Origin of the sequence: Granulibacter bethesdensis (assembly GCF_001889545.1) — a bacterium.
Classification (GTDB): domain Bacteria; phylum Pseudomonadota; class Alphaproteobacteria; order Acetobacterales; family Acetobacteraceae; genus Granulibacter; species Granulibacter bethesdensis_B.
This window is the reverse complement of sequence record NZ_CP018194.1, coordinates 993,003-1,018,813: the sequence shown is the minus strand read 5'-3', so window position 1 is coordinate 1,018,813 and position 25,811 is coordinate 993,003. Positions and strand designations below refer to the sequence as shown.

The following is a 25,811-nucleotide window of genomic DNA, read 5'->3' as shown; positions in this document are numbered from 1 at the left end:
AAAAGCTGTACCGTCTTACGACAAGGTGTGCCTCCGAAGGCGGTAAGCGTCAACCGGGCTGATGAAAACCGTTGCGTTTCTGTCTACGGTCAGCGTTGCGGCCTGCGGCCTGTGTGAAGCCTTTCCTCGGTCCAGCGGGCCAGACGCACGAAAGGCAGACCGATCAGAAGATAGGCCGCTCCGATCATCAGACCGGTACCAAAATAATCATAATAAGTGGTGGAAAGACGCACATAGGTCTGACTGAGTTCAGACAGGGTGATGACAGACAGCAACGACGAATCCTTCAGCGCCGAGATGAAATCATTGGTCATCACCGGAATCACCAACCGGAATGCCTGCGGAATCACCACATGACGCAGGGCCTGGGAGGACGTCATATTCAGGGCAATGGCAGCCTCGTACTGACCATGCGGGATCGCACCCAGACCGGCGCGGTAATTTTCCGCCTCATACGCCGCGTAGTTCAGGCCCAGCGCCAGTACACCAGCAAAAAACGGATCCAGCCTGACCCCCAGATTCGGCAGCCCGTAAAATACGAACAGTATCTGGATCAGCAACGGCGTGCCGCGCATGATTTCGATATACACCACTGACAGCATACGCAGCGGAGCCGGGCCGTACAATCGTGAGACAGCCAGCAACAATCCCATCGCCACCGCCAGAATCATGGCCAGAAGGGAGACTTCCAGTGTTGTGATGGCTGCATGAACGATCAGCGGGATAAAACCGATATAGCGTTTGAACTTGATCCGCCATCCCGTGGCCGGTGAGTGTGCCTTTACAAATTCATCATAATAAATCGCCGGCTGGGTCACAGAGGTGTGATCCCCGGTGAATGCCGCCATATCTGGCGTCCAGAGGTTCCACCGCTCCAGAATACGGCGGAGCGTCCCATCGGCGCGCATCTGGTCAAGAGCAGTATTGATCTGATCAAGCAACGCCTGATTGCCCTTGCGCACGGCAATGCCATATTCCAGATGACCGATTGGTTCACCAACCAGTTTCAGACTGGGATCCGTCGCTGAATAATACAGCGCAATCGGCCAATCGAGCAGAACTGCATCGGTCCGCCCATTATGGAGATCGTTATAGGCGTCGATCTCCTCCTCATACACACGCAGCTTGATATCGGGGTGTTTCTCCAGAATCCGCTCGCCCACGCTGGCCTTGAGTGTGCCGACCGCATGGCCGTGGAGTGCCTCCAGCCTCTCCAATCCCTTGCTGTCCTTACGAACGACAAGTTGTTCCGACGTTACATAATAGGGCTTTGAAAAATCAACGACCTCACGATGGGCAGGCGTAATTTCCAGACCGTCGATCGAGAAATCATACAGCCCCCGATCCAGACCGGGGATAAGACTGTCCCAGCCATTCTGTACGAAGATCAGATTGCGATTCAAATGACGTCCGATCTCGTCCACAATGTCTTTTTCATAACCGATCAGACGATCCTCATTATCCGGATCATGAAAAATATAAGGTGCATCAGACTGTGCGTCAGCACCCCAGCGGAGATCATCCCCAGCCCGCACCGCTCCGGAATGCAGACTGAGCAACAGGACCATCAGGACAGCCAGCATAAAACGCATCATGAGAAACGCTTCAGGAAGCGGCGCGTCCGGGGATCACGCGGGTTTTCAAAGATCTCATCCTCGTCCGACACTTCGACGATTTCGCCACCTTCCATAAATACGATGTAATCGGAGGCATCACGCGCGAAGCGCATCTCATGCGTCACAATCAGCTGGGTCATGCCATCCGCATCCAGATCGCGCATGACCTGAAGCACCTCATCAACCAGTTCGGGATCAAGTGCGGAGGTCGGCTCATCATACAGCATCACTTTCGGTGACATGGCCAGGGCGCGCGCAATGGCAGCACGCTGCTGCTGGCCGCCAGACAGCGTGCCGGGATAGCGATTGGCGAATTTGGCCAGACCGACACGGGAGAGCTGGTGCATGGCCAGATCGCGCGCCGCAGCCTTTTTCAGACCTTTCACGATCATTGGTGCCATCATCACATTTTCCGCCACTGTACGATGCGCAAACAGATGAAAGCCCTGGAACACCATGCCGACCTGCTCGCGCAGCGCATGGGCACGCTCCTCCATCGCAGTGGTCCAGCGCTCATTGGCACCGGACCGTTCCAGCGCGATCCCGTCAACGGAAATTCGTCCCGAATCAGGGATTTCCAGAAAGTTGATACATCTCAGGAATGTTGATTTACCGCAGCCTGACGGCCCAATGATCGACACAAGATCTCCCTGCTCTATCTGCAAGGAGACGCCCCTGAGAATCTCGGTGCCGTCGAAACTCTTGCACAGACTTTCGATCTGGACGATCGCATCTTCAACAGGAGAATCCGTCACGCTTTCATGCCTTTTCAACCCATAAGGTCAGAAAAGCGGGCCAGCTCCCTCATGTCACGCAAGAAATGATGACGCTCTGTTAATTATTTCAGCGCTTCAGCTCATTGCCGGAACTGCCTGACCGCCAGACAGTCTATAGATACGGTCCAGCTTCTCCACCCCTGTCAGACGATGGGCGATCAGCAGAACGGTGCGATCGCCGGCTACTTCGTTCAGGGTCAGGAACAGTTCACGCTCGGTCTGTGCATCAAGACCGGCCGCCGGCTCATCCAGAATCAGGATCGGAGCACGGGATAACAGCGCCCGCGCCAGAGCCAGACGCCGTCCCTGCCCTCCGGACAGGCGGAATCCGCCCTCACCGACCCAGCTTTCCAGGCCATCTGGCAGGCCGCGAACCACATCGCCCAACTGCGCCGCATCCAGCGCCGCCCAGAGGTCGACCTCCTGCGCATCCGGCCGACCCAGCAGCAGATTAGCCCGGATCGTGTCGTCAAACAGATGCGTTGTCTGGGACAGCCATGCAAAATGGCCCCGCACCATATCGACCGGCAAGGTCGCCATATCGGTACCTGACAGAAAAATATGTCCTGCCTCCGGCACAGCGAGCCGCATCGCAAGAGCGGCAATGGTCGACTTTCCGGCTCCTGAAGGGCCGAGCAGCGCAACCCGCGCACCCGCCGGCAAATCAAGAGTAAGGTCATCCAGCACCAGCGGCCCATCCTGCCGCCAGCGGAACGAGACATGTCTGAAAGACAGAGCCGCCGTTTTGCCGCGTCCCGGCCGAAGCATTTCCTCAGCTTCCGCCACAGCATGAGGCACATTGCTTTCGGGTCCGGAGGCCGCTTCCAGCACGCGCTCCGCGGCGGCAGAGGCGTGTCCGGCGAGTACACCGGCACGCGGCAGGCCCCCAATCGCCTCAAACGCAGCAATCGTCAGAAATGCACATCCGATCAAGGCTGCCGGACCAGTCGTCACGACATTCAGCGCAACCGCAAACAGCACCGCCGCCACGCCTGCCTGCCCAAACAGAAACGATGCCGCCGATGCCCATGCGGCACGGGCCGCCCCCTCACGCTGGGCGGTCAGCAGCAATGCCTGACGGGCCTGAATATCCGCCAGCATGCGGTCTTCCGCACCACAGGCCCGTACCTCCCTGAGACCCGTCAGGGTATCGAGGGTTGCAATCCGCAACCGGCTCATGGAAGTGGTCAGCCTTGCACCCTGTCCCGCTGCATTGCGGGCAGAGATGACCGGCAGCACAAAAGCAGCCAGCACGAACAACACACCAACCACCGCCGCCAGCACCACATCCAGCCGGCCCAGCGCGTAGAGCAGCACCGGCAACAGCACCACCGCCCCGGCAACAGGAACGACAATACGCAGATAAAGCCCGTCCAGCGCCTCCACATCATTGACCAGACGGGACAGCACATCCCCGGCACGGCGGAAGCCCAGCCCACCTGCGGCATTACGGGCAACACCACGGAAAAACCAGACCCGCAGATCAGCCAATGCCCGGAACATGGCATCATGTGTGACGACGCGCTCCAGATAGCGCAACACCACCCGGGCCACACCGGTCCAGCGCAGCAGCATGGGGGCGGCCAGCACACCGAGCATCATGGCAACCGCCACGGTCCTGCCTGCCAGCATCATCAGGAGCGCCGCAGACAAGACGGCCAGAACCGAAACCACGACCCCGGCCAGCAACCAGGACACACGGCTGCCCCACAGCGCGGCAATACCCAGCAGCGGGCGAAGAAGCGCGGTCATGCCATCACCTTTCCATACATGGTCGGGAATGGTGCGGAAACGACACTGCCATCCCGCAGGTCAATCCGGTGACCCGGAAAAGCATGAGCTGCCGCGCTATGGCTGGCCAGCAACACGGTGCGGCCAGCCGCCAGACGTTTCAGGCTGTCCAGAATATCGGCCTCGGTGACCGGATCGAGATGGGAAGTCGGCTCATCCAGCAGCAGCAGGGGGGCATTGCGAAGATAGGCACGCGCAATCGCCACGCGCTGCGCCTGACCACCAGACAGGCCATAACCTCCCTCGCCTATCATCGTCTCCAGCCCGTCCGGCAGGGCACGGGCAAAATCGTCCACATGGGCATGACGGATGGCGTCCAGCAGATCCTGCTCCGATGCTTCCGGACGGGCGAACAGGATATTGTCGCGGATGGTCCCGGCAAACAGCATTGGCTTCTGCCCGACCCAGGCCGTCAGCCGGGAGAGAGCGGCCGGAACAATATCCGTGATGTCCATGCCGTTCAGGGCTACACGTCCGCTTGTCGGACGGGCAAAGCCCAGCAAAATCTCCATGATGCTCGACTTGCCCGATCCGGAAGGACCGGCCAGCACCACTGTCTCTCCCGCGGGAATACGGAAACTGACATCATGCAGGGCCGGACCACGTGTCTCATCCCACACCAGCGAGACATGATCGAACGTGACCGTGACACCACGCGCTTCAATGGTACGAACCTGAAGCACAGGCCTTTCCGGCGGCTCAGGCAGGGCTGCGATGGCTTCGGCAGCGCCGGTTGCGTGCATCTTGTCCTGATAGGCCAGTGAAAAGGCCCGCAGCGGCGCAAAAAACTCCGGCACCAGCAGCAGCACGAACAGCGCACGCGCCGGATGGCCTGCCTGACCGGACAGGATCGCCTGCCCGTAATGCAGCGCCAGACCGACCAGAGCTGCCGCCATCGCCAGATCCAGCACGGCGGAGGACAGGAACGCCACCCGCAGCACCCGCATGGTACGTCGTCTCAGCTCATCAGCGGCACGTCCCAGAGCAATGGCTTCATCTTCGGTCCGTCCGCTCAGAACGATGGTGGCGATGCCGCGCACCCGGTCCAGAAAACGGGCCTGCAGGCGGCTCATCGCCACAAACTGACGGCGGGAGGCTACGGCCGCGCCGATCCCGGAAAGCGCCATACCGAACGGCACCAGCAGACCCGCAGCCAGCAAGGCCAGAGCCGCCCGCCAGTCCAGTGGCAGGACGGCCAGCAGGATAATGGCCGGCGACAGGATCGCCAGAGAAGCGGCAGGAACCCAGCGGGAGAAAAATCCGTCCAGCGCTTCGATCCGATCCACGGCAATCGCCGCCAGCTCGGCAGAATGATATCCGCGCAACAGAGAGGGACCAATCGCCAGCAGCCTTGCCATCACCTGATCCCGCAACCGCCGCCGAGCCGCCGCACCTGCCGCCGCCGCATAACGTTCAGTCATGGCCCCCAGAAAGGCGCGGATTGCGGCAATCCCCAGAAAAGCCGTGGCGTAAGGCAATCCCCCGACCATGGCATGGCCGAGAGTGCCACCGAAAACCGCTGCCAGACACCATGCCTGCCCCACGGCCAGAATAGTGCCGGTCAGGCTCAACAGGATGACATGGCGCGCATTCCGGCGGGCCAGCCCCCCTTGCTGCTTCAGCCACGCACGGGCAGGAGAATGACGCCTGCCCCCTGCACGCGCAGAGGAAGCGTCTGTCGTCGGAGCGGAACCGGGGGAAGAACGGGTTTTGTCACGCATTGTGGGCCGCTTCTTAACCTCTCGGCTCTGTCTTTGACAGGGGAATTCCTTAAATCCGACTTTATGCTCGCGACACACTTATCGACCGGATCGAACGGGTTCCCGTTCAGAGCGTTTGAAAAGAGGATTTGCCGCATCAGGCGGGAAACCGGCATTGGGCTTTTTGTCCCCCTTCCCATAGCAGGGAAAAGGACACAGCCTGATGAACAAAAGCTTTTCTCTGGTCGTTAAGGGACACCATGATCACTCTGGAAGATGCTGTCAGGATCGCCACCGCCGCCGAAAAACACGCTCAGAAAATCGGGCAGCCGATGAACATAGCCATCGTTGATGGAGGCGGAAATCTGAAGCTGCACCATCGGATGGATGATGCCTGGCTTGGCAGCATCGATATCAGCATCAACAAGGCGTTCACCGCGCGCGCTTTCGATATTTCGACCAAGGATCTGGCGGGCAATGCCCAGCCTGGCCAGCAGTTCTATGGTATCCAGCAATCCAATCACGGGCGTGTCATGATTTTCGCAGGTGGCGTCCCGTTGCGGCGGGATGGCAAAGTGGTCGGGGCAGTCGGGATCAGCGGAGGCTCCGGCGAGCAGGATCAGAGTGTTGCCGAAGCCGCAGCAGCCGCCTTCGAACAGACAGTCACCAAAGCTTCGGCTGCCAAAACGAAAGCCTGATCATGTGGCTCAGGCGGAGGCGATATCCAGAGGCTGCCACTTCGGAAATCCCTCCGCCGCCCATGATTGCCGTGTGCCCTCATCGGGGGCAGCACCAGTCATAAAGACTGTCTGTGCCCAGCAGGGCACAGGCCGGGGCAGACTGTCAGGCGCGGCAGTAGCCCCGGTTGTGATGGCTATTCTGGCCGTCTGCCGCGCCACCGCCTCGGCCGGATCGAGCCAGGCGACCGAACGCGACATGGCCTGCCGCAGCCATGGAAGCAACCGTCCATAATGCGTGCATCCCAGCGCCACCGCATCAATGTCAGGAGTCGTGGCAAGAATACCAAGCTCGGCCCTGACGGCCTCAACCAGCACCGTTTCGCCCCGGAACACGGCCTCCGCATAACCGGCCAGATGACGTGCACCATGGGCATGAAGCGTACAGCCCTGCCCGTGTTCCTGCATCAGGGCAGTCAGATAGGGGCGGTCAACCGTCGCCGGAGTTGCCAGCAGACCGATCTGGCGGGTGGCACTGACCGAAGCTGCCCATTTCAGGGGCGGCACACAGCCAATAAATGGCAGATCATGCCGCGACCGCAGCGCAGACAATGCCAGCGTGCTGGCGGTGTTGCAGGCGATCACGACCATATCGGGCCTCAACCGGCCAATTGCATGCTCCAGCACCGTCAGCACGCGGGTGACCAGAGCCTCGTCACTCATCGCGCCATAGGGAAATCCCGCGGTATCAGCGACATAGCCAAGTGTCGCCGCAGGCAGCATGCGCCGGATACAATCGGCAACACCCAGGCCGCCAATGCCGGAGTCGAAAACCAGAATATGTGCGTCCGTCTTTCTCACCCGGGTGGGGTGCCTCCTTCATGATCGCCGGTCAAGAGCATATGCCGGGAACTGCCCGGGGATGCTTGCCAGAGCCTCCGGTTTCCGCCACTCAATCGGAAAGGATGACCGGTTTAGGATGGAACCCATGAACGCGATCCAGGCCATCGCCATTGCTATCCTGCAAGGCGCAACCGAGCTTTTCCCGGTCAGTTCACTGGGGCATGCCGTCGTCCTTCCGGCGCTGCTGGGCTGGAGCCTGCCGCAACATAGCCAGACCTTCCTGCCATTTCTGGTGTTTCTGCATCTGGGCACCGCCGCGGCACTGCTGCTGTATTTCTGGCGTGACTGGTGGGCACTCTTCAGTGGCGTCATCGGCTTTGCCCCGGCCCATCATGTGCCGCAGGCGAGACGGATTTTCATGCTGCTGGTGGTCGCAACGCTGCCAGCAATCGTGGTCGGAGGATTGCTGGAACACATGTTGCGGGCGCTGTTCGAATCGGCTCCGATTGCCGCGTTTTTTCTGGTGGTGAATGGCGGACTTCTTCTGTTCGGGGAGAAATTGCGGGGGGCCGCCAGCCCTTATCCCCAGACCAGTGATCACGAGGTTACAGAACGCCGCGCTCTGTCTACCCTCACTGTCATGGATGCATTCACCATCGGCTGCTGGCAGTGCGCCGCGCTGATCCCCGGTATTTCCCGCTCTGGTACGACCATCGTCGGCGGCTTACTGCGCGGAATCGATCATGAAGCATCCGCGCATTTCTCGTTTCTGATCGCACTGCCGATCATTCTGGGCGCTACCGTGCTGGAAGTGCCAAAACTACTGCATGCCGATATTGCACCGGGCGTATTCCAGACCGCCGCGCTGGCTGCCGTGGCAGCCGGCATCACTGCGTGGCTCAGCACGGCCTTTCTGATGCGCTATTTCCGGGATCATGACAGTTGGGCGCTCAAGCCTTTCGCTTTTTACTGCATCGTCGCGGGCCTTGGTGCGCTGGCGTGGCTGCATTTCGCCTGACACAAGACCGAATACTCGACAAGGACGTTTTGGATGAACGCTTCTTCTGCATGGACAAGGCGGACGATGCTGTCTGCAGCCCTTGGCTCCGGTCTGGCCATGTCGCTGCCGCCCCGCATGGGCCTTGCCCATAACAGCAAACCGCTGGCAGCAACCCCGCTTTCCCGTCTTGATCTGCCCTGGTGGAAACATCGCTGGGAAGAAAAACAACATGAACTGCGCCAAAAGCCAGTCGATCTGGTGTTCTATGGCGACAGCATCACCCAGAACTGGGAGAAAACCGGGCCCGAGCCCTGGCAGAATTTTGCTCCGGTCTGGAACCACTATTACGGCCATCGCCACGCCATCAATCTGGGCTACAAAGGTGATACCACTGCCCATCTGCTCTGGCGGGCTGAAAACGGGGAAGCCAGCGGGATCAATCCCCGGGCCGCCGTGGTGCTGATTGGTGCCAATAATTTCGGCAAGCTCCGCTGGCCTGCCGAACCGACCCTGCAAGGGATCGACGCCATCATAGAGTCCCTGCATCGCCGCCTGCCAAAGATGCAGATTCTGCTGCTGGGTGTGCTGCCCTCCATTCGTAATGAATGGGTCGACGCGCAGACCGCGGCCCTCAACCGAGCCCTGCCCGGCCGCTATGACCAGCGTGTGACCTTTCTTGATCTCCGCGCCCTGTTCATGAGCGGGGGAAAGGTGGATCGCACCCGCTTTCTGGACATCCATCTGACGCCGCCGGACCCGCCCCTTCATCCGAATGCAGCCACACAGGCCGCCATGGCACAGGCGATGGAGCCATATATAGCACGTATGCTCGGGGATACGCCGGTGCGCTGAGCAGCGTGGTGGTTCAGCGTTTCATGATGGATCCGAGAATACCACGCAGAACTTCGCCGCCAACTTTGGTGCCGACCTGACTCCCGAGGCTGCGGATGACGGATTTGGCAAACGCCTCGCCCAGCCCCTGACGCCCGCCATGGCCGCCGAGCACATCGCCAAGCCACCCACCGCCTTCCTCTTTCCGGGACGGGGTCCGGGCTTCACGAGGCGCGGGACGGGAAACCGGCTTTTGCTGAGGATAAGGAGCTGAATCGGCCAGCCCACCCTGCCAGCCATCGCTGTTCCAGACCGATCCCTGTCCGGATGATGGCGGCAATGGCGGTGCCCCTCTCGGCATGCCCCACGGATCGCTCCCCGGCTCGACCGGCGCAGGCGAAACAGGGCCAGTCTCTTGCTGGCCGGAAGTCGCGCGCCCGGAAAGGCGTTCATAAGCACTGATCCGGTCAATCAATGTATCGTATTTCGTACCGACCGGACTTTTGCGGATGATCTCCGCCCGTTCCTCCGCCGTAATGGCCCCTATACGGGAGCGGGGTGGCACGATCTGAACCTTCTGCACGACAGAGGGTGATCCGCTCTCATCAAGGAAAGAAACCAGCGCTTCACCAACTGCAAGCGATCCGATCGCCTCCTCGGTATTCAGCCTCGGATTCTGGCGGAATGTGTCCGCCGCCGCCCGGACTGCTTTCTGGTCCGCCGGCGTAAAGGCACGCAGCGCATGCTGCACACGATTACCAAGCTGCCCCAGCACAGACGCAGGAATATCCAGCGGATTTTGCGTCACAAAATAAACGCCGACCCCTTTGGAGCGGATCAGACGCGCCACCTGGGTCACCTTGTCCACCAGAGCCTTTGGCGCATCATCAAACAGCAGATGTGCCTCATCGAAGAAAAACACCAGTTTGGGGCGCTCCAGATCACCCACTTCCGGCAAGGTCTCGTATAAAGTGGACAACAGCCAGAGCAGCACAGTCGCATACAGGCGCGGACTGTGAATCAGCCGGTCCGCCGCCAGAATGTTCACTGCCCCTCGTCCATCCGGCGTGATCAGCAGTAAATCAGCCAGTTCCAGTGCCGGTTCACCGAAAAAAGCTTCTCCGCCTTCCTGTTCCAGCCTCAGCAGGCGGCGCTGGATCGTACCGATCGTAGCCTTGCTGACATTGCCGTAGTCCGTGCCCAGCTCTCCAGCCCGCTCGGCCACGTGGGAGAGGACAGCCCGCAGATCCTTGTAATCAAGCAGCAGGAGACCTTCATCGTCCGCGACCGCAAAGGCGATGGAGAGAACACCTTCCTGTGTGTCATTCAGCTCCAGCATGCGGGAGAGCAGGATCGGCCCCATCTCCGCCACCGTAGCCCGCACCTTGTGACCGGAAACCCCGAATACGTCCCAAAATATGACAGGCGCAGCACGATAGCTGTAATCATGAACGCCCAGCCGCGCCGCCCGTTGTTCCAGTTTCGGATTAGGAGCGCCCGGCTGCGATAGTCCCGCGAGATCACCTTTTACATCCGCACACAAAACCGGCACCCCGGCGGCAGACAGGGATTCCGCCAGCACCTGAAGGGTGATGGTCTTGCCGGTACCGGTCGCCCCTGCAATCAGCCCATGCCGGTTGGCAAAACCGGGCAGCAGACATACTTCGTGCTCACCAGCGCCGACCAGAATGGGGGTTCCTGTCATGAGTTCTGCTCCGTACCGTTTTAAAAACCGGTCGTCGGAATCCTAGGATGGCACCTGCGCTGTGTCACCCACTCAACACATCACAATCAGGTAAGCGTTTTCCAGAGCATATAAGCAGCAACAACAAAAATCAGACCGGCAAACACTGTTCCCAGCATGCCGCTGCGCCCGGCAAGATAGCGGCCAACTGCAATCCCGACCATGGATCCTGCAATACCACCGAGAATGAACATAATAGCCAACGGCCAGTCCACCAGCCCGCTGAACGCGTAACTTGCTGCTGTCGTCAGCCCAAAAGCCGTGACCGCAACCAGCGATGATCCCACCGCATTCAGCAGCGGCATGCCGGTGGAGGCCACAAGGCCGGGCACAATCAGAAAACCACCACCGATCCCGAAAAAGCCGGAAAACAGGCCGGTTCCCAATCCGTATGCAAGCACTTTAGGAGCTTTTTCGCGGTTGCATTCCGCACCCGGATTACCTTCCCGCTTACGGCCCCTGAGCATCTGTACGGCAATGGCAATCATCAGCAGGGCGAACAGAAACAGTAATTTCTGTCCGTTCATCATTTTACCAAGCACAGATCCACCCAGCGCACCAAGAACGCCAGAAGCCGCATACATGCCACCACAGCGCCATTTTACGGTATGCGCGCACGCATGGCCGACCAATCCTGAAAAAGCATTGGCTGCAACAGCAAGAGCGCTGGTGCCTATCGCCATATGCGGCGACGGCACCCCCACCAGATACACCATCAGCGGGACAGCCAGTATCGAACCGCCACCGCCCACGACACCAAGTGTCAGCCCGACCAGACTGCCGGACATCGCACCGAGCAGATATTGGGTGGTGCTCAGGATCATCCGACCCGCCCGCTCTATGCGATCAGGCGTCGTTACGTCGGGCAGGCTTCGCAAAAACCTCTTTGCCCTTCAGCATACCGTTCCAGTAAAGTGAAGGCAGGACACGTGCTTTCAGAAACCATGCCAGACGTGTCGGGCGGAGACCGTCCAGCAACCATTTCGGGAAAGTCGGCAGCAGCTTGCCGCCATAGCCGAATTCCGCCAGCACGATACGGCCACGCTCGACCGTCAGCGGGCAGGAACCATAGCCGTCATAGACATAATCCGGCTCCTTGTCCTGCAACGTCGCCAGCACGTTGCCTGCCACGACCGGCGCCTGTTTGCGCGCAGCGGCGGCGGTTTTTGCGTTGGATGTGCCAGCGACATCACCCAGCGCATAGATATTTGAAAACCGCACATGACGCATGGTGGCCGGGTCGACCTCCACGAAACCATCTTTTCCGGCCAGTTCGCTGCAGGCTACGACATCCGGCGCGACCTGTGGCGGCACGACATGCAGCATATCGAAACTCTGCTCGATACGCTCGCCATCTTTCTCGAAGGTTGCGGTGCGGGCAGGGCCATCAACTGCCACCAGCCTTGATCCGAACTGAAGAGAAATTCCGTAGCGTTCAACATATTTCATCAGCGCAGGCACATAAGCCGCCACACCGAACAGAACACCGCCCGCATTGTGGAACTGGACATTTATATTACGGAGTACACCCGCGCTCTGCCAGATATCGCAGGACAGGTACATTGCTTTCTGTGGCGCACCGGCACATTTGATCGGCATTGGCGGCTGGGTAAAAAGTGCACGGCCGCCACGCAATTCTTTTGCCAGACGATAGGTATAGGGTGCCAGATCGTAGCGATAGTTGGAGGTGACACCGTTTTTGCCGAGCGTTTCCGTCAGGCCCGGAATGGCATCCCAGTCAAGCTTGATCCCAGCGGCGACGATCAGCACGCTGTATTCAACCACCGTACCATCCACCAGAACAACCTCGTTACTGGCAGGCGAAAAAGAATGCACGAAAGAGCGCACCCATTGCGCACCGGCAGGAATGACTGACGATTCCGTGCGACGTGTAAAATCGGCACTGAAAATACCCGCACCGACCATCGTCCAGCCGGGCTGGTAATAATGCTCGGTGGCGCCATCAATAATCGCGACGGACAAATTTTTCTGACGCTTCAACAAGCTGGCCGCCACCGAAATTCCGGCAGCGCCACCACCGACAATCACCACGCTGAAGGTTTTGCGTCCACCGACCGGCGCAAGCGGCAGAAACTGGGGGCGCAGCGGTTCAACATTGAAACCTCCACTCTGCGCCAGAGCAACGATTTCATCAGGATCCAGAATGCCTGACTGCGACAGGGCCCAGATCGAAACCGCGCGTTGTCCGGTGCGGCAATATCCGAGAACAGGATGAGGCATCCTGCCGAACGCTTCCGCCATTCTGGCCACCGTCGCACTATCTGCCACCTGCCCTGCGGCCACCGGGAAAGAGGCGAACTCCATGCCATGACGTGCAGCGGCTTCGGCGATCAGAGTGGATGAAGGCTGGCCTGCTTCCTCACTATCCGGGCGCATACAGAAAATGCTCCGATATCCCTCGGCCGCCGCCTTTGCCACCGCCTCTTCCGTCAGTTGCGGAGCAGCCGAAAAACTGGAAGTGATTTTATGGAAGGACATCGTGCCATTTCCTGCTGATACAGACTTCTGAAGACAAACACACAATCATACGCCAGATCAGCCATTACAGCAGATTGACCGGCACTTTCAGGTAGCGAACCCCGTTCTTTTCAGGCTCGGGCAGACGTCCCCCCCGCATATTCACCTGCACGGAGGGAATAATGAGATCCGGCAAATCAAGCGTCGCATCACGGGCTTCCCTCATGGCGACGAAACTGTCCTCATCAACGCCGTCATGAACATGGATATTATGCGCCCGCTGCGCGGCCACCGTCGTTTCCCAGGCGAAGTGATCGCGATCTGACGGCTTGTAGTCGTGACACAGAAACAGGCGTGACTCTGCCGGCAGGGAAAGCAGACGGCGAATGGAGCGGTAGAGCGTCCGTGCATCGCCACCCGGAAAATCTGCCCGTGCCGTGCCGTAATCCGGCATGAACAGCGTATCCCCGATAAAGACTGTATTGCCAATGATGAACGCCATATCCGCAGGTGTGTGTCCCGGCACATGGAGCGCCATGGCAGGAATGCGACCCAGCGCAAAGCCTTCGCCATCCCTGATCAAACAACCGAACTGCGATCCATCTCGGGCAAAGCTGTCGCCTTCATTGAAAATATCGCCGAACGTGTTCTGCACCGTCCGGATATGCTCGCCAATCATCAGCGTACCGCCAAGCTGGCCATGCACCCATGGCGCTGCCGAAAGGTGATCGGCATGCACATGCGTTTCGATCAGCCACTGCACGCTCAGCCCGTTCTGCCGGACCCATTCCACCATCATGGCGGCATGACCGGTGGAGGTACGCCCTGACGCTGCATCATAATCCAGCACGCTGTCGATAATGGCGGCCTGCTTGCTGTCAGGATCGAACGCCACATGGCTGACAGTATGCGTCTGAGGATCGAAAAAACTCTGCACCACAGGACAAAGCCCATCCTGAGCAGCCTGCACCACCTGCCTGCATGCAGCCCCAATCACCGGGTCAGGCGGGGCTGTCGGCATAGAGGAATGAGAAATCTCCATCACGGCATCGGCATCCTGTGCTGAGGCAGCATCTGACAGCGCCACCGCATTGATATAGGACAAACATACATTCTTTCAGAAAGAATGAAAGTTTAAATTGACCTTCTCTGCCTGCTGCGTGCATGAAAGACCATCCTGTTCATGAAAGACAGCTCCGGCCGGATGACATCCATCGTTTCCCCTGCGACACCGATCGAGGAAAAATCTACGGGCGCTGCCTCCCCACCCAGACTGGGCGACATCGTTCCCGGCTTCTATGCCCGCACAACTCACGGGCAGGTCTCACTGGCTGATTATCGTGGGCAATGGCTGATTTTCTTTTCCCATCCTGCCGATTTTACGCCCGTCTGCACCAGTGAATTCCTGGCCATCGCCCGCTCTGCTGATCGCTTCGCGGAACGCCATTGCGCTCTACTGGGCCTGTCCGTTGACAGCCTGCATGCACATCTTGCCTGGATTCGTGTCATCAAGGCGCAGTTCGGCATCACCATTCCGTTTCCGATTGTCGAAGATCCCTCCATGGTGATCGGCCGCGCCTACGGCATGATCGATCCATCCGCACCCGATTCTTCTGCTGTCCGAGGCACGTTCTTCATTGATCCGCATGGCGTGCTGCGCGCTGCAATCTACTACCCGATGCAGGTGGGACGTTCGGTCGAGGAGATGCTGCGTCTGTTGATCGCTTTGCAGGAGACCAGCCGGACCGGCACCCTGACCCCCGAAGGCTGGCAACCAGGTGAGGAGACGTTGCTGCCCGCCCCCGTCACGCAGGCCGAAATAGCGGACGATACGGATCGCTGGCTCTGCCGCTTTCAATCCTCGACGCCCTGATGGACATGTTCACTCTTTCCCCTGAACAAGCCATCCATGCTGCCGGGCAGATGCGGCTTTATGCACAGCCGCAACGCCTGCTGATCCTGTCGATGCTGCTGCAGGGTGAGCACAATGTGGGAGAGATCGAAACCGCAACCGCTATCGCCCAGCCCGGGCTGAGCCAGCAGCTGAGCGCCCTGCGGCAGGCCGGTATCGTCTCCACAAGGCGGGAGGCAAGGCAGGTTTTCTATCGCCTGACCGACGAAACCTGTGCAGCACGGGTACGCGCGGCCCTCACCCTGTTCGGCGAGGCAACGCTGCCCGACATCGTGACATCCGCCCCCGCATCCCCCCGTGCGGCGTCTGCGCCTGCATCCGGGGGCGCGATATTCGCCCGGATTGTGTGAGACAATCCTCTATCGACTGACAAGAGACGCAGAAAGATCCCGCAGCATACGCGGAAACAGCGTGGCATCATCCAGCGCCCGTGCGGCAACAAGAGCGCCCTGAATCAAGGCCACCATTTCTTCCGCCCGTTTACGAGCGATATGCTCCGCCATGCCGCCCCGCATCAGGGCATCCGCCAGCGCATCCCGCCACGCGCTGAAATAGGTCATGATCTGCGTCCGGAACCTGTCGCGCGTATCCGACAACGCCCAAGCCCCCACCAGACAGACCCGGCCACCCCCACGGAAATAGGCAATGCAGGCCTCGATCATGGCGGTTAGGGCAGCCTTCGTATCGGCCTGTTCCCGCAAGGGGCGGAATACCTCCTCCTCGAACCAGCGGGTTACATCCGCCAGCACTTCCTCCGCCATATCCTGCTTACCACCGGGGAAGAGATGATACAGGCTGCTCTTTCCAAGGCCGGTCCGTGCAGTGATCAGACTGAGACTGGCCCCTTCATAGCCATGCTCCCTGAACACCTCGCCCAGCGCGGCAATCACCGCCGCACGATCCTGCTGTTCCATAGGGGGGTTACAGCCCCAATTCGGTCAGGCCGGGATGATCCAGCGGGCGCGGTCCCGAACGGTCCCAGAAAAACAGGCGTTGCTCCTCCGTAATCGGAACATCATTGATGCTCGCATGACGCGCCTGCATCAGGCCGTTCGCCGCAAATTCCCAGTTCTCGTTGCCATGCGAACGAAACCACTGGCCGTGTTCATTCCGCCATTCATAGACGAAGCGCACGGCAATGCGGTTATCGCCATGGGCCCAAATCTCCTTGATCAGGCGATATTCGTGCTCCCTCTCCCATTTCCGGGTCAGAAATGCCTCGATCTCCTCCCGTCCGTGCAGAAACTCGGAGCGGTTGCGCCAGACGCTGCCCGATGTGTAGGCCAGAGCGATGCGTGCCGGATTGCGCCCGTTCCACGCATCCTCCGCAGCACGCACCTTCTTCACCGCTTCTTCCCACGAAAAAGGCGGCAAGGGAGGACGGGGCTGATCCTGAACCGAAGCAGACATGATGGATTCCTTTGTACCGATCGGTACAAAGGAATCACGCCAGACAGAACATTGCAAGCAGCCTCGCCGTCAGGAATGACGCCCGAGTACGATTACCAGCGTGCCGGCCAGTATCAGGCCCGCTCCCGCCCAGTCTCTGCTATCCGGCATGACGTGCTCGACCATCGCCATCCAGGCAAGGGCGATGAGCACGTAAATCCCACCATAGACGGCATAAATCCGCCCGGCGGCCGCGCTATCTGGTATTGTCAGGAGGTATGCGAAGAGACTCAAGAATACCAGACCGGTCGGCAGCATCCAAAGAGCCCGACTGAGCCTCATCCAGGCCCAGAAGCAGTAACATCCGGCTATTTCAGACACTGCCGCCAACACAAAAATCAGCCCTGTCGGCATTGACTTATTCCATAAGCAATCCGGCCACAGCCCCACTCATGCAGGTCGCCAAGGTTCCGGACAGCACGGATCTCAGTCCAAGTGCTGCGATCTCGGCACGCCGCTCCGGCACCATGGCCCCCATACCGCCAATCAGAATGCCGGCAGAGCCAAGATTGGCAAAACCACACAGCGCATAGGTTACGATCAGCCGCGCATGCGCATCCAGCGTTCCAGCAGGCAGATGGGCCAGCCCATTATAGGCCACAAACTCATTGATGATGGTTTTCTGTCCCATAAGCCCCGCCGCCGGCCCGACCTGATCGGATGGAATCCCCGCCAACCACATCAACGGGCGAAAAGGCCACGCAGCCAGTTCCTGCAAACTGGGCGAGCCCGGCATGAGGAACAGGGCGTCGTTGACCAGATGCACCAGAGCCACCGCAACGATCAGCACGGTCAGAATACCGATCAGGGGCGCGATACCATCCCGCGTTCCCTTGACCAGCGCATCGAGTGCACCAGCGGGCGCCTGCTCAACAGAGAGTGCCGCCCCCAACCCTTTTTCCCTGCCACGATCATCAGCCGCATCGAAGGGAACCATCAGCGCGGCCATCCCCAGAGCAGCCGGCGTGCTGATCACCGACGCCACGAGAATATGTCCCAGCGCGCCCGGCAGAACAGGCCCGATCAGGCTGGCATACAGCACCATCATTGTGCCGGCGATTCCTGCCATGCCGCAGGTCATCACGGCGAACAGCTCTCCACGCTGCATTCCGGCCAGATAAGGGCGGATCAGCAACGGAGCCTCGATCATTCCGACATAGATATGGGTCGCCGCCGCCAACGCCAGCGCACCTGAAATCCCCATCACCCGGCGCAGCAGCAGAGCCAGCACACGGGCAACAAGCTGCAACACGCCCCAGTAATACAGCAGAGCGGACAGAGCGCTGATCACCAGCACCAGCGGCAGCACCTTGAAAGCCAGAATGAAGCTGGCTCCTGGCGTTGTTTCCGCAAACGGCAACGGACCACCACCCAGATAACCGAACATGAAACCGGTTCCGGCGTCAGTCGCCTCCTGCAAGGTCAGGGCCACCCTGTTCAATCCCAGCAGCAGGGTCGCACTACCGGGAATACGCAGCAGAAGCAGCGCAAACACCCCCTGTAGTACAAATGCCGATACCACGATACGCCATGGTACACGCATGTGCCGATGTTCTCCCAGCAACCATGCAATCAGAGGAAATGCCGCCAGACCCAGCAGCCCCTGCCATGTCGCCATCAGCATCACCCTTGTCTAATGGTGATCTTTGGCGTGCTGATCATGGGCACCATTACCACCGGTCGCGACGACAGCATCGACCGTCTGCTCGCCTGCGTGCTGGAATGTCAGGGTCAGCGGAAAATGGTCACCGACTTTCAACCCCTGTTTCAGCCCCATCAGCATGATGTGATTGCCACCGGGTGCCAGACGCACCGTGCCACTGGCGGGAATATCGAGGCCGGAAACCTGGTCCATATGCATGATGCCATGCTCCATCGTGGTCCGGTGCAACTCCGCCGAACTCGCCACGGGAGTGGAGAAAGACACCACCCTGTCCCCCTCTCCGCGCCCTCTGATGGTCAGATAGGCAACACCCGGACGTCCAGCCCCCATGGAAGGACGCGCCCATACTTCACTGACGAGAGGAGGCTCGGCCTGCGCCGACACAGCCCCCAGCCCGCAGGCCCCGATAGCCAGCAATGACAACACGCAATACTGTCGGTGCTTCATAAGCCCCCCTCCTTCATGGATCCGTTTAAATATCCAATGTGTCAGAACAGGTTTAACGACTCTGCGGGGCAACATCGCCCCCGCCCTTCTGTTACAGCCGGCGTATGATCTCCGCCACAACGGCTTCAGGAGCCTGACCGGCATCCACCGTCAGCGCATGCTCCGTGTCGGCCGGTTCCTCCAGTGTCGCAAGCTGGCTGTCCAACAGGCTCGCGGGCATGAAATGTCCGGACCGATGCTCCAGACGCGCCCTCACAATATCCGGTTTCACCCGCAGATAGATGAGTCGTTGATCCGGCACGCCTGACAGAACCTGCTCGCGATAGGACCGACGCAGCAGGGAGCAGGCCAGCACACCCCCTTGCCCGGATTCAGCCTGATTCCTGGCCCAGGCAGCGATAGCGGCAAGCCATGGCGCACGATCAGCCTCTGTCAGGGCAATGCCCGCTTTCATGCGGGCAATGTTGGCTGCAGAATGGAAAGCGTCAGCATCCTGAAACACCAGACCGAGCCGGCCTGCCAGCACCTGCGCAATAGTGGTTTTGCCAGAGCCGGAAACACCCATCACCGCCAGCAGCATGGATCGACAGACTGCCATGAAAATTCAGGCCGAACGCTGCCAGCGTGTGACGCCCCCTTCACCGGCGATAATGACGGTTTCCGCACGGTGGATGAAAAATCCGGTCTCGACGACGCCGACAATCTCCCGCAACGCCGCATCCAGTGCCTCTGGTGTACGGGAGGGGTCGGAACCGCCCATCACTCCGAAATCCACATCAAGGATGTAGTTGTGATTATCCGTGACATAAGGAGTGCCATCCGCACCACCCCGCAATACGGTACGGCCACCGAGCGCCTGAATACGCAGATCAGTCGCCTGCCAGCCGAACGGAACCACCTCAACCGGAACCGGCAGCGACAGGTTTTCGGATAATTTGCGGTCATCAACAATAATGACCAGCCGATCACTGGCAGCAGCCACCAGCTTTTCCCTTAACAGGGCGCCACCCATACCCTTGATGAGATTCAAGGTACCACGCTCTACCTGATCCGCTCCGTCAATCGTGAGGTCGATCCGCGGATGCGCCCCCAGATCGGTCAAAGGAATGCCCCCAGCCTGCGCCTGCTCCGCCGTGCGGATCGAGGTCGGAACTCCCACGATCTTCAGCCCCTGCGCCACGCGCCGGATCAGAGCATCCACCATGCAGGCAGCGGTCGATCCGGTTCCAAGCCCGACCACCATGCCATCCTGAACAAGAGCTGCCGCCTCTTCTCCCGCCAGGCGCTTCAGCGCATCCGTATCCATCGTTCAGGCTCCCTCGACCGTTTTACCAGATGCAACGCCTTTGATGCTCAGCCGCTGCCAATGCACAGAATAAACAAGGTTTTATAAACAAGGTTTTAAGGCAAAACCCCCGATTCAGGGGATGCATGATCTGTCTGATGCCCCAATATCGCGGTGGTGTCATCAGTATGGTTGCCCTGATCATAGGCCCGAATCGAGCTCTATCCGAATGAGATCTCACGCCATGAAAGAATCACGGAATTCAACATCACAGCTTTGTTGTCAGGAGGGCGGTTACAGATGGCGTATCAGGTGATAGTCTCAAGCCTCGGAGACTGGAGGGCATCAATAACATGGTTTTCAACTAGCGGATAATGGTCCTGGCTGACACGCTCCCAGACACACGACATGCCCTGCATGAAAGCCTCCCGGCGATCATGGGCCGGGAGGGCAAACTTCCATGCGCCTGACCGTTTACAGAGATATCCGCCAGACCATCCCGGAGCCAAGGATCGATAACCTGCGACCTTCCCGGTCGCATTACTCTGCTCTATTGGCCTGACATCTCTATTGGCCTGACATCGACATATCACGCGGAAGAGGATTGCCTTGATGGACACGCACCACCCCGACGATCGCGATACGGTTGCAATCAATACCATCCGCACTTTGGCGATGGACGCGGTGCAAAAAGCCAATTCCGGGCATCCGGGGACGCCAATGTCCATGGCTCCCGTCGCCTACACGCTGTGGCAGAATCACCTGAATTTTGATCCGGCGGACCCGATCTGGCCGAATCGCGACCGTTTTGTACTGTCCATCGGTCATGCATCGATGCTGCTGTATGCGCTGCTGCACCTCACTGGCACCGAGGCTGTTGATAATAAATACAATAAATCCGGTCAGAAAGCGGTGACGCTCCAGGATATCGAGCAGTTCCGTCAGATGAGCAGCAAGACACCGGGTCACCCCGAATATCACCATACCAGCGGCGTGGAGACCACCACCGGCCCGCTGGGTCAGGGTGTCGCCAACAGCGTCGGCATGGCCATTGCCGAGAAATATCTCGCCGCCCGCTATAATCGCCCCGGCTATACCCTGTTCGACTACAACATCTATGCCCTGTGCGGCGATGGCGACATGATGGAGGGTGTCTCGGGCGAGGCAGCTTCACTGGCCGGTCATCTCAAGCTCGACAATCTGGTGTGGATTTATGACAGCAACCACATCACGATCGAGGGACGCACCAATCTGGCTTTCGGTGAAGATGTCGCCGCCCGGTTCGCCGCTTACGGATGGGATGTCCACACTCTGGACGATGCCAATGACACCGCGAAACTTGATGCGCTGCTCAGCCATATCCGGAACGCCAAAACCGGCAAGCCGGCCTTTATTCTGGTTCACAGCATCATTGGCTGGGGCGCGCCGCACAAGCAGGATACGCATGAGGCTCACGGCTCCCCGCTTGGTGATGAAGAAATCAAGCTGACAAAGAAATTTTACGGCTGGCCGGAAGATGCCAAATTCCTGGTGCCGGACGGCGTTTACGAAACCTTCGCCAAGGGAATCGGTGCACGCTCCGCCCGTCTGAACAAGGAATGGCAGGCTCTGTTTGCCCGCTACCGCTCCGAATATCCCGACCTCGCCACCGAAATCGACCAGATCGAGAAACGCACCCTGCCGGAAGGATGGGATAAGGACATCCCCGTTTTCGAAGCCGACGCAAAAGGCATCGCCACCCGTCAGTCCAGCGGCAAGGTGCTGAATGCCGTTGCCAAACATATTCCGTGGCTGCTGGGTGGTTCGGCGGACCTCGCCCCTTCCACCAACACGCTGCTGACTTTTGCGGATACAGCCGGTGATAATGCGGGAGGAAGCTTCTCGGCTGAAAATCGCCTCGGTCGTAACTTCCACTGGGGTATCCGCGAGCACGCGATGGGTTCCGCGATCAATGGCATGGCGCTGTCCAAGCTGCGACCTTACGGCTCCGGCTTCCTGATCTTCAGTGACTATATGCGTGCGCCGATCCGCCTGGCATCACTGATGGAAATCCCGGCGATCTGGATTTTCACCCATGACAGCATCGGCGTGGGCGAAGATGGCCCGACCCATCAGCCGGTTGAGCAACTGATCAGCCTGCGCTCCATTCCTGGCAACATCGTGATCCGCCCCGCCGATGCGAATGAAGTCGCAGAAGCATGGCGCACTCTGATCCCGTTCCAGCATCAGCCCGTCTGTCTGATCCTGTCACGTCAGGCCCTGCCGACTGTGGATCGCAGCAAATATGCGCCTGCCAGCGGCGTGGCCCGTGGCGGCTATATTCTGGCAGACACGGATGGCACCCCCGACGTGATCCTGATCGGGACCGGCAGCGAGGTCCAGCACTGCATCGCCGCGCATGAAACGCTGGCTCAGGAAGGCATCAAAGCCCGCGTCGTCTCCCTGCCAAGCTGGGAACTGTTTGAGCGTCAGGATCAGTCTTATCGCGACAGTGTCCTGCCTCCCTCAATCAAGGCCCGCGTTACCATCGAACAGGGTGCCACATTCGGATGGGAGCGCTACGCCGGTTCCGAAGGTACGGTGATCGGCATGCACACGTTCGGGGCTTCTGCCCCGCTGGCAGAGCTGCTGAAACATTTCGGCTTCACCCCGCACGCCGTGGCCGAAGCCGCACGCGAGCAGGTCAAAAAACACGCGAAAGCACGGTGATATCATGAGCGAAACCAAGAATCCCCTCGCACAGCTCAACGATCACGGGCAATCGCCATGGCTGGATTTCGTCAGCCGCTCCCTGCTGGAAAGCGGGGAGCTGGTGAAGCTGATCGAGCGTGACGGTGTACGTGGCGTCACTTCCAACCCCAGCATTTTCGAAAAAGCCATCGGCCAGAGCAAGGAATACGATCCTCAATTGAAGGAAACGCTTGAGCGCGGCGATCTGGAAATTTCCACACTTTATGAAACGCTGGCGATCACCGATATCAGCCATGCCGCCGATCAGCTGTATCCGGTGTGGGAGCAGACGAAAGGCCAGGACGGCTATATCAGCCTCGAAGTATCACCCTATCTGGCCCTGCGGACCCAGGATACGATCGATGAGGCCCGCCGCCTGTGGCAGACCGTCGACAAGCCGAATCTGATGATCAAGGTGCCGGGCACGGAGGCAGGCGTACCCGCCATTGAAACGCTGATCGCCGATGGCATTAATATCAATGTCACGCTGCTATTCTCACTACAGGCTTATGATGCGGTCGCATGGGCCTACATCAAGGGTCTGGAAGCACGCGCCGCAAAGGGAAAAGACATCTCTCACATTGCCAGCGTCGCCAGCTTCTTCGTCAGCCGCATCGACGCATCTGTCGACAAAGAAGTCGAGCGCAAGCTGAAAGCCGGAGAAGGCGATGCCGATGTGCTGCGCAGCCTGCAAGGCAAGGTGGCCATTGCCAACGCAAAAATGGCTTATCAGCACTATAAGAAACTGATCGCCGATCCGCGCTGGAAGGCACTGGAAGCCAAAGGTGCCAACCCTCAGCGTCTGCTCTGGGCCTCCACCGGCGTCAAGAGCAAGGATCTGCCGGATACGCTCTATGTCGAGACCCTGATCGGGGCCAACACGGTGAATACCATGCCGCCGGCGACCATGGACGCCACCCGCGATCACGGCAAAATTGCAACCACGATCGAGGACAATCTGGAAGCTGCGCAGAAAACCCTGCATGACCTTGCCGCACAGGGTATTTCCCTCGATCAGATCACCACTGATCTGGTGGTCGATGGCGTGCAGCGTTTCGCCGATGATGCCGACAAGCTCTACGGTGCCGTGGCCCAGCGTCGCGCCCAGTTTTTCGATGGTGAGGCAACACGCAGCGTCATCTCTTTCGGCTCTGACACGCTGAAAAAGGATGTCGAGACCGAAACCGAAACCTGGCGTCACGATGGTCTGATCCGCGCCCTGTGGCGTGGTGAAAAGACCTTGTGGACCAATGCTGATGAAGACAAATGGGTCGGCTGGCTGCACATCGTCGAACAGGAACTGGCTGATGCCGATACGCTGACCCGCTTTGCCCAGCATGTTCAGGAAGGTGGCTATACCGATGTCGTGCTGCTTGGCATGGGCGGTTCAAGCCTTGGTCCGGAAGTGCTGAGCAAGACTTTCGGGCAGCGCAGTGGCTGGCCGACCTTCCATATGCTGGACAGCACCGATCCGGCACAGGTGAAGGCAATCCGCGATGCGGTGACATTGCCGACGACACTGTTCATCGTCTCCAGCAAATCCGGCAGCACGCTGGAGCCGAATATCTTCAAGCAGTATTTCTATGAAGCGGCCGGTAAGAACGGCAGCCATTTCGTCGCAGTGACCGATCCCGGCTCCCATATGGAAGAGGTTGCCCGTCAGGATGGGTTTGCCCATATTTTCCATGGTGTGAAGAGCATTGGCGGACGCTACTCCGTACTCTCGAAGTTCGGTCTGGTTCCGGCGGCAGCGATCGGCATCGACATTCCGGCGTTCCTGTCGACGACGCTTCAGATGGTCCATGCCTGCGGGCCCTATGCTCCGCCGGCGCAAAATCCCGGCCTGCAACTCGGCATTGCTCTCGGCGTCGCAGCGACCAAACACAAGCGGGACAAGGTGACGCTGATCGCCTCCCCCGGCATTGCCGATATCGGCGCATGGCTGGAACAGCTTCTGGCGGAATCGACCGGCAAGCAGGGCAAGGGGCTGATCCCCGTTGCCGACGAACCGCGGATCGACCCCGGCGCTTACAGCAATGATCGCTTCTTCGCCTATATCGCACTGAAAGACGGTGAAGATGCTGAACAGGCTGCCTTCGTGGCGGCTCTGGAAAAAGCCGGGCATCCGGTGGCGCGTCTGACCGTTCCCAGCACGCTTCATATCGGGCAGGAATTCTTCCGCTGGGAAATTGCAACAGCCGTTGCCGGAGCCATCCTCGACATCAACCCGTTCGATCAGCCAGATGTCGAAGCCAGCAAGATCAAGACCCGCGAACTGACCGCCTCGGTTGAAAAAACTGGCTCTTTGCCTGAAGAAAAGCCGTTCTTCACCGGTGATGGCGTTGCACTCTATGCTGATCCGCGCAATGCGGCAGCATTCGGCACTCCTGCCAACCTGGCAGAAGCGCTGAAGATCCATTTCGACCGGATCAGCAGCGGTGATTATGCCGCCCTGCTTGCTTATATCGAGCATACCGAGGCCCATGAAGCCGCAATGCAGGCTATCCGGGCGCAGATCCTGAACGCGAAGCATGTGGCAACCTGCCTCGGCTTCGGTCCGCGTTTCCTGCACTCTACCGGACAGGCTTATAAAGGCGGCCCTAACAGCGGTGTGTTCCTGCAAATCACCACCGAAGATGCGCAGGATCAGCCTGTTCCCGGCCAGAGCTACGGATTCAGCATTGTCAAAGCAGCGCAAGCGCGTGGGGATTTTGATGTGCTGGCCGAACGTGGACGCCGCGCCTTGCGGGTTCATTTCACCAGCGGGGTCGAAAACGGTCTCAAAACATTGGCGAAGGCGGTTGCTCAGGCTCTGTCCTGATCTCCGCCCGCACTCAAACGACTGCTCAGGCCAAGCCTTATTGATCCT

At 59.4% G+C, this 25,811-nt stretch carries 23 protein-coding genes; 7 read left to right on the top strand and 16 right to left on the bottom strand.

Going from position 1 to position 25,811, the window contains the following annotated elements; translation table 11 throughout:
• Positions 1-89: 89 nt before the first annotated feature.
• From GbCGDNIH8_RS04500 to cydD, 4 genes are all read right to left on the bottom strand, one after another.
• Positions 90-1,595 (bottom strand): ABC transporter substrate-binding protein/permease, encoded by a 1,506-nt coding sequence (locus GbCGDNIH8_RS04500; protein WP_408874691.1) that lies wholly within the window; start codon positions 1,593-1,595, stop codon positions 90-92.
• Positions 1,592-2,371, bottom strand: a complete 780-nt coding sequence (locus tag GbCGDNIH8_RS04495; protein ID WP_301335569.1) for an amino acid ABC transporter ATP-binding protein — start codon at positions 2,369-2,371, stop codon at positions 1,592-1,594. Before GbCGDNIH8_RS04495 ends, GbCGDNIH8_RS04500 begins: the two co-directional genes overlap by 4 nt.
• Positions 2,372-2,467: 96 nt before the next feature.
• The gene (gene cydC / locus GbCGDNIH8_RS04490; RefSeq protein WP_072572254.1) at positions 2,468-4,144 is read right to left on the bottom strand and encodes a thiol reductant ABC exporter subunit CydC; all 1,677 of its coding nucleotides are present in this window, start codon (positions 4,142-4,144) and stop codon (positions 2,468-2,470) included.
• A complete protein-coding gene (gene cydD, locus GbCGDNIH8_RS04485) occupies positions 4,141-5,904 on the bottom strand; it encodes a thiol reductant ABC exporter subunit CydD (protein WP_081368835.1) in 1,764 nt (587 codons plus the stop codon). The genes cydC and cydD overlap by 4 nt, the downstream gene beginning before the upstream one ends.
• Positions 5,905-6,143: 239 nt before the next feature.
• Between cydD and GbCGDNIH8_RS04480 the strand changes: the two genes are divergently transcribed.
• The gene (locus GbCGDNIH8_RS04480; RefSeq protein WP_072572253.1) at positions 6,144-6,581 is read left to right on the top strand and encodes a GlcG/HbpS family heme-binding protein; all 438 of its coding nucleotides are present in this window, start codon (positions 6,144-6,146) and stop codon (positions 6,579-6,581) included.
• Between the two features lie 9 nt (positions 6,582-6,590).
• Here GbCGDNIH8_RS04480 and murI read toward each other — a convergent pair whose 3' ends face one another.
• Positions 6,591-7,421, bottom strand: coding sequence for a glutamate racemase (gene murI, locus GbCGDNIH8_RS04475; RefSeq protein WP_072572252.1), 831 nt, complete (start codon positions 7,419-7,421; stop codon positions 6,591-6,593).
• A gap of 127 nt (positions 7,422-7,548) precedes the next feature.
• Here murI and GbCGDNIH8_RS04470 point away from each other — a divergent pair, with 127 nt between their 5' ends.
• On the top strand, positions 7,549-8,421 hold the full coding sequence (locus GbCGDNIH8_RS04470) for an undecaprenyl-diphosphate phosphatase (RefSeq protein ID WP_072573631.1): 873 nt from the start codon (positions 7,549-7,551) through the stop codon (positions 8,419-8,421).
• Positions 8,422-8,454: 33 nt separating this feature from the next.
• Positions 8,455-9,255 (top strand): GDSL-type esterase/lipase family protein, encoded by an 801-nt coding sequence (locus tag GbCGDNIH8_RS04465; protein ID WP_081368834.1) that lies wholly within the window; start codon positions 8,455-8,457, stop codon positions 9,253-9,255.
• Between the two features lie 13 nt (positions 9,256-9,268).
• Here GbCGDNIH8_RS04465 and GbCGDNIH8_RS04460 read toward each other — a convergent pair whose 3' ends face one another.
• The 4 genes from GbCGDNIH8_RS04460 to GbCGDNIH8_RS04445 form a co-directional block, all read right to left on the bottom strand.
• Positions 9,269-10,939, bottom strand: coding sequence for a helicase HerA-like domain-containing protein (locus GbCGDNIH8_RS04460; protein WP_072572251.1), 1,671 nt, complete (start codon positions 10,937-10,939; stop codon positions 9,269-9,271).
• Positions 10,940-11,025: 86 nt separating this feature from the next.
• A complete protein-coding gene (locus GbCGDNIH8_RS04455) occupies positions 11,026-11,802 on the bottom strand; it encodes a sulfite exporter TauE/SafE family protein (protein WP_172822895.1) in 777 nt (258 codons plus the stop codon).
• A 22-nt stretch (positions 11,803-11,824) separates the two neighbouring features.
• Positions 11,825-13,477, bottom strand: coding sequence for a bifunctional protein tyrosine phosphatase family protein/NAD(P)/FAD-dependent oxidoreductase (locus GbCGDNIH8_RS04450; RefSeq protein ID WP_072572250.1), 1,653 nt, complete (start codon positions 13,475-13,477; stop codon positions 11,825-11,827).
• Between the two features lie 64 nt (positions 13,478-13,541).
• Positions 13,542-14,477: an MBL fold metallo-hydrolase gene (locus tag GbCGDNIH8_RS04445; protein ID WP_095206473.1), complete on the bottom strand. Its 936-nt coding sequence runs from the start codon at positions 14,475-14,477 to the stop codon at positions 13,542-13,544.
• 162 nt (positions 14,478-14,639) lie between these two features.
• On the opposite strand from GbCGDNIH8_RS04445, the gene GbCGDNIH8_RS04440 reads away from it, so the two are divergent.
• Together GbCGDNIH8_RS04440 and GbCGDNIH8_RS04435 are read left to right on the top strand one after the other, a co-directional pair.
• Complete coding sequence (locus GbCGDNIH8_RS04440) at positions 14,640-15,329, top strand: peroxiredoxin (protein WP_253736110.1); 690 nt, start codon at positions 14,640-14,642, stop codon at positions 15,327-15,329.
• 5 nt (positions 15,330-15,334) lie between these two features.
• Positions 15,335-15,718 (top strand): ArsR/SmtB family transcription factor, encoded by a 384-nt coding sequence (locus tag GbCGDNIH8_RS04435; protein ID WP_172822971.1) that lies wholly within the window; start codon positions 15,335-15,337, stop codon positions 15,716-15,718.
• Positions 15,719-15,727: 9 nt separating this feature from the next.
• Here the strand turns inward: GbCGDNIH8_RS04435 and GbCGDNIH8_RS04430 are convergent, their stop codons facing one another.
• From GbCGDNIH8_RS04430 to rpiA, 7 genes are all read right to left on the bottom strand, one after another.
• A complete protein-coding gene (locus GbCGDNIH8_RS04430; RefSeq protein ID WP_072572248.1) occupies positions 15,728-16,282 on the bottom strand; it encodes a TetR/AcrR family transcriptional regulator in 555 nt (184 codons plus the stop codon).
• Between the two features lie 7 nt (positions 16,283-16,289).
• Positions 16,290-16,778 carry a nuclear transport factor 2 family protein gene (locus GbCGDNIH8_RS04425; protein WP_072572247.1) on the bottom strand — a complete coding sequence of 163 codons (489 nt, stop codon included), beginning with the start codon at positions 16,776-16,778 and terminating at the stop codon, positions 16,290-16,292.
• A gap of 69 nt (positions 16,779-16,847) precedes the next feature.
• Positions 16,848-17,171 carry a YnfA family protein gene (locus GbCGDNIH8_RS04420; RefSeq protein ID WP_072572246.1) on the bottom strand — a complete coding sequence of 108 codons (324 nt, stop codon included), beginning with the start codon at positions 17,169-17,171 and terminating at the stop codon, positions 16,848-16,850.
• A gap of 4 nt (positions 17,172-17,175) precedes the next feature.
• A complete protein-coding gene (locus GbCGDNIH8_RS04415) occupies positions 17,176-18,435 on the bottom strand; it encodes a NupC/NupG family nucleoside CNT transporter (RefSeq protein WP_072573626.1) in 1,260 nt (419 codons plus the stop codon).
• Positions 18,436-18,450: 15 nt separating this feature from the next.
• Entirely contained in the window at positions 18,451-18,927 is a 477-nt protein-coding gene (locus GbCGDNIH8_RS04410; protein ID WP_072572245.1) for a copper chaperone PCu(A)C, read from the bottom strand.
• Between the two features lie 91 nt (positions 18,928-19,018).
• Complete coding sequence (locus tag GbCGDNIH8_RS04405; RefSeq protein WP_081368832.1) at positions 19,019-19,525, bottom strand: gluconokinase; 507 nt, start codon at positions 19,523-19,525, stop codon at positions 19,019-19,021.
• Positions 19,526-19,531: 6 nt separating this feature from the next.
• On the bottom strand, positions 19,532-20,233 hold the full coding sequence (rpiA, locus tag GbCGDNIH8_RS04400) for a ribose-5-phosphate isomerase RpiA (RefSeq protein WP_072572243.1): 702 nt from the start codon (positions 20,231-20,233) through the stop codon (positions 19,532-19,534).
• 591 nt (positions 20,234-20,824) lie between these two features.
• Here rpiA and tkt point away from each other — a divergent pair.
• Positions 20,825-22,921 carry a transketolase gene (tkt, locus tag GbCGDNIH8_RS04395; protein ID WP_072572242.1) on the top strand — a complete coding sequence of 699 codons (2,097 nt, stop codon included), beginning with the start codon at positions 20,825-20,827 and terminating at the stop codon, positions 22,919-22,921.
• 4 nt (positions 22,922-22,925) lie between these two features.
• Complete coding sequence (locus tag GbCGDNIH8_RS04390; protein ID WP_072572241.1) at positions 22,926-25,763, top strand: bifunctional transaldolase/phosoglucose isomerase; 2,838 nt, start codon at positions 22,926-22,928, stop codon at positions 25,761-25,763.
• The last annotated feature ends 48 nt before the right edge of the window (positions 25,764-25,811 follow it).

What these genes read in the sequence shown, in the direction of transcription:
- cydD (WP_081368835.1), bottom strand. Translation starts at nt 5,904, where the DNA reads ATGCGTGACAAAACCCGTTCTTCCCCCGGTTCCGCTCCGACGACAGAC.
- GbCGDNIH8_RS04450 (WP_072572250.1), bottom strand. Translation starts at nt 13,477, where the DNA reads ATGTCCTTCCATAAAATCACTTCCAGTTTTTCGGCTGCTCCGCAACTG.
- rpiA (WP_072572243.1), bottom strand. Translation starts at nt 20,233, where the DNA reads ATGGATACGGATGCGCTGAAGCGCCTGGCGGGAGAAGAGGCGGCAGCT.
- GbCGDNIH8_RS04410 (WP_072572245.1), bottom strand. Translation starts at nt 18,927, where the DNA reads ATGAAGCACCGACAGTATTGCGTGTTGTCATTGCTGGCTATCGGGGCC.
- GbCGDNIH8_RS04435 (WP_172822971.1), top strand. Translation starts at nt 15,335, where the DNA reads ATGTTCACTCTTTCCCCTGAACAAGCCATCCATGCTGCCGGGCAGATG.
- tkt (WP_072572242.1), top strand. Translation starts at nt 20,825, where the DNA reads ATGGACACGCACCACCCCGACGATCGCGATACGGTTGCAATCAATACC.
- GbCGDNIH8_RS04500 (WP_408874691.1), bottom strand. Translation starts at nt 1,595, where the DNA reads ATGATGCGTTTTATGCTGGCTGTCCTGATGGTCCTGTTGCTCAGTCTG.
- GbCGDNIH8_RS04470 (WP_072573631.1), top strand. Translation starts at nt 7,549, where the DNA reads ATGAACGCGATCCAGGCCATCGCCATTGCTATCCTGCAAGGCGCAACC.
- GbCGDNIH8_RS04430 (WP_072572248.1), bottom strand. Translation starts at nt 16,282, where the DNA reads ATGGAACAGCAGGATCGTGCGGCGGTGATTGCCGCGCTGGGCGAGGTG.
- cydC (WP_072572254.1), bottom strand. Translation starts at nt 4,144, where the DNA reads ATGACCGCGCTTCTTCGCCCGCTGCTGGGTATTGCCGCGCTGTGGGGC.
- GbCGDNIH8_RS04465 (WP_081368834.1), top strand. Translation starts at nt 8,455, where the DNA reads ATGAACGCTTCTTCTGCATGGACAAGGCGGACGATGCTGTCTGCAGCC.
- GbCGDNIH8_RS04460 (WP_072572251.1), bottom strand. Translation starts at nt 10,939, where the DNA reads ATGACAGGAACCCCCATTCTGGTCGGCGCTGGTGAGCACGAAGTATGT.
- GbCGDNIH8_RS04440 (WP_253736110.1), top strand. Translation starts at nt 14,640, where the DNA reads ATGAAAGACAGCTCCGGCCGGATGACATCCATCGTTTCCCCTGCGACA.
- GbCGDNIH8_RS04415 (WP_072573626.1), bottom strand. Translation starts at nt 18,435, where the DNA reads ATGGCGACATGGCAGGGGCTGCTGGGTCTGGCGGCATTTCCTCTGATT.
- GbCGDNIH8_RS04420 (WP_072572246.1), bottom strand. Translation starts at nt 17,171, where the DNA reads ATGCCGACAGGGCTGATTTTTGTGTTGGCGGCAGTGTCTGAAATAGCC.
- GbCGDNIH8_RS04445 (WP_095206473.1), bottom strand. Translation starts at nt 14,477, where the DNA reads ATGCCGACAGCCCCGCCTGACCCGGTGATTGGGGCTGCATGCAGGCAG.
- GbCGDNIH8_RS04390 (WP_072572241.1), top strand. Translation starts at nt 22,926, where the DNA reads ATGAGCGAAACCAAGAATCCCCTCGCACAGCTCAACGATCACGGGCAA.
- GbCGDNIH8_RS04455 (WP_172822895.1), bottom strand. Translation starts at nt 11,802, where the DNA reads ATGATCCTGAGCACCACCCAATATCTGCTCGGTGCGATGTCCGGCAGT.
- GbCGDNIH8_RS04480 (WP_072572253.1), top strand. Translation starts at nt 6,144, where the DNA reads ATGATCACTCTGGAAGATGCTGTCAGGATCGCCACCGCCGCCGAAAAA.
- GbCGDNIH8_RS04405 (WP_081368832.1), bottom strand. Translation starts at nt 19,525, where the DNA reads ATGGCAGTCTGTCGATCCATGCTGCTGGCGGTGATGGGTGTTTCCGGC.
- GbCGDNIH8_RS04425 (WP_072572247.1), bottom strand. Translation starts at nt 16,778, where the DNA reads ATGTCTGCTTCGGTTCAGGATCAGCCCCGTCCTCCCTTGCCGCCTTTT.